The sequence below is a fragment of the Burkholderia sp. RF4-BP95 genome (assembly GCF_001521985.1).
Lineage (GTDB): Bacteria > Pseudomonadota > Gammaproteobacteria > Burkholderiales > Burkholderiaceae > Burkholderia > Burkholderia diffusa.
In genome coordinates this window covers 1-1,858 of record NZ_LOSX01000081.1, presented here as the reverse complement: position 1 = coordinate 1,858, position 1,858 = coordinate 1, and the positions used below count along the sequence as shown (strand labels likewise).

Sequence of the window (1,858 nt, the reverse complement as noted above, 5' to 3'; positions counted from 1 at the left end):
CCGACCAGGATCGCGGACGGGTCCGACTTCCTGCCTTGGCCCATCGACGGATCGCACGCACCAAACATCAACCAGGACTGCAATCGCTGCACCCAAAACGTGATGTGGCCGAACACCTTGTCTTCTTCGGTGCGCGGATCACCCTGCATCTCGGTCGCGAACGCACGCGGCGATTTCGCGCGCTGCCGCATCAGGTAGAACAGCGTGCGCACGGACGGCCAGGACGTGACGGCGCCAGCGTCCATCTCGGCCTGGTGCTCCAGGTAGAACCGGTACGACGGCAGCTCGGTGTCGGCGATCGCCTCGCCGCGTTGCGCGGCCGCCTCAATCGCCGGCTTGTCGTCATTGAGCATCAGCGCTTCGCACTGTTGCCACAAATCCATGTTCTTCGGCATCTGCGCGATCGCGCGGAAGTGATGGACGACGTGGCCGATCGTGCGCTTCGCGCGCGAGATCGGGTCATCCTTGTCGAGCACCGTGCCGACGCCGATGTACTTCACGCTACCGTCCGGCGGGCCGAGGTAGTCGATGGCCTTTTCCAGCCACGTCCAGCGATTCTGACGTTCGGTCGGACTCTTCGCCTCGGAGTCGGTGATCAGGTCATCGCCCATCAGCACCTTCGGTCGGCTCGCGCCGTGGAACGTGCCGCGAATCGCCTGTTCAGCACCGAACGGTTCTACCTTGACGCCGTTCTTCGTGACGAACTCGCCGACCTTCCATGTAGGCCCCTTGCCACACACTTCCGGGAAGTCGAGCTGAAGCGCCGCGTTAGCGGTCAGCTCCGTTTTAACCACTTCGAGCAGCTTGGTCGGCAGTGATGTTTCAGCGCCGAGCAGGATGATGTAGTCGAGGAACGCGAGGAGCGCGTCCGTCCATCCGACCTCGCGCCGGATTTCCTCACGCTGCAAGAGACCCTGCACGATGATGTAGACAGGGCCGATCTTCGTGCACATGGACGACTTCGCTTCGCCGCGTGGCGCGACCCACCACTCGCGCGTGCCGCCGAGCTGGCGTAGCAGCTTCGGAAATCGCCCGCAGAAGTGCGCCTGGAACAACGACGGCGTGCCGCGAATGTGATGTGGGAAATACGTGTACGCGAAGAACTGGTAATCGCCGTCGACGAGCACGCGTCGACGGCGTTCCAGCCGCGCGGTCGGCGACGGATCGAGGCCCGTTGCATGGGCCTCGATGTCACGCCGCAACTCCGCTTGTAGCTCCGCGATTTCCTTGTGGAAATCCTTCTCAGTGAACTTCTGCGCCATGTCATTCCTGCGCGGCCGTGATGCGGTCAAACAGCTTGTAGACGTCAGCGCCATCGAAGCAATGGGGCGTATGTTTCACTCGGATCATTTCGCCCGTCATCAGCGCGACGTCGAGGTAAGTGTCGCCATACGTGTCGATGGTGGCCGAGACGATATGATCCGTATTCACCGCGCGATAGCGGTCCAGTTTGATGATCATGGCAACTCCTATCCGTAGGCGGCGCTCAGTTCTTCACCGAACGGCACCAGAATCTCCGCGAACGCTTCCACGTGACTCGGGTAGCGCTCTTTCACGAACGCGGCAAGTCGCTGCACGACGCCCATTGCGACTGCGAGTTCATTCGTCTCCGGAAGCACACGTTTGGATGCGTTGATCGTCTTGTTGTATGCGTCGGCGAGGCTGGCCAGCATGGCGACCTTATCGGCCGGTTTCATCACGGTATCGGCGTCGAGCTGATCCATCGTCGCCTGATACTGCGTGATCATGCCGGCGAGCATTTGTCGAGCCGCACCCTCGATCCCGCCACCGGCCATCAACTGTGCAGCCTGGGCTTTATCCCAATCGTCGCCGGCAGCGCGCGCATCATCCTTCCATC

General features: G+C 61.8%; 3 protein-coding genes. All 3 read right to left on the bottom strand.

Annotation, left to right across the window (positions count from 1 at the left end):
* On the bottom strand, nucleotides 1-1,262 hold a 1,262-nt coding region (locus tag WS46_RS27835; protein WP_059692398.1), incomplete at its 3' end, for a hypothetical protein.
* Between the two features lies 1 nt (nucleotide 1,263).
* Nucleotides 1,264-1,461 carry a hypothetical protein gene (locus WS46_RS27830; protein ID WP_059531036.1) on the bottom strand — a complete coding sequence of 66 codons (198 nt, stop codon included), beginning with the start codon at nucleotides 1,459-1,461 and terminating at the stop codon, nucleotides 1,264-1,266.
* Between the two features lie 8 nt (nucleotides 1,462-1,469).
* The coding region (locus tag WS46_RS27825; RefSeq protein WP_059692397.1) for a DUF1804 family protein at nucleotides 1,470-1,858 on the bottom strand (389 nt) is incomplete at its 5' end.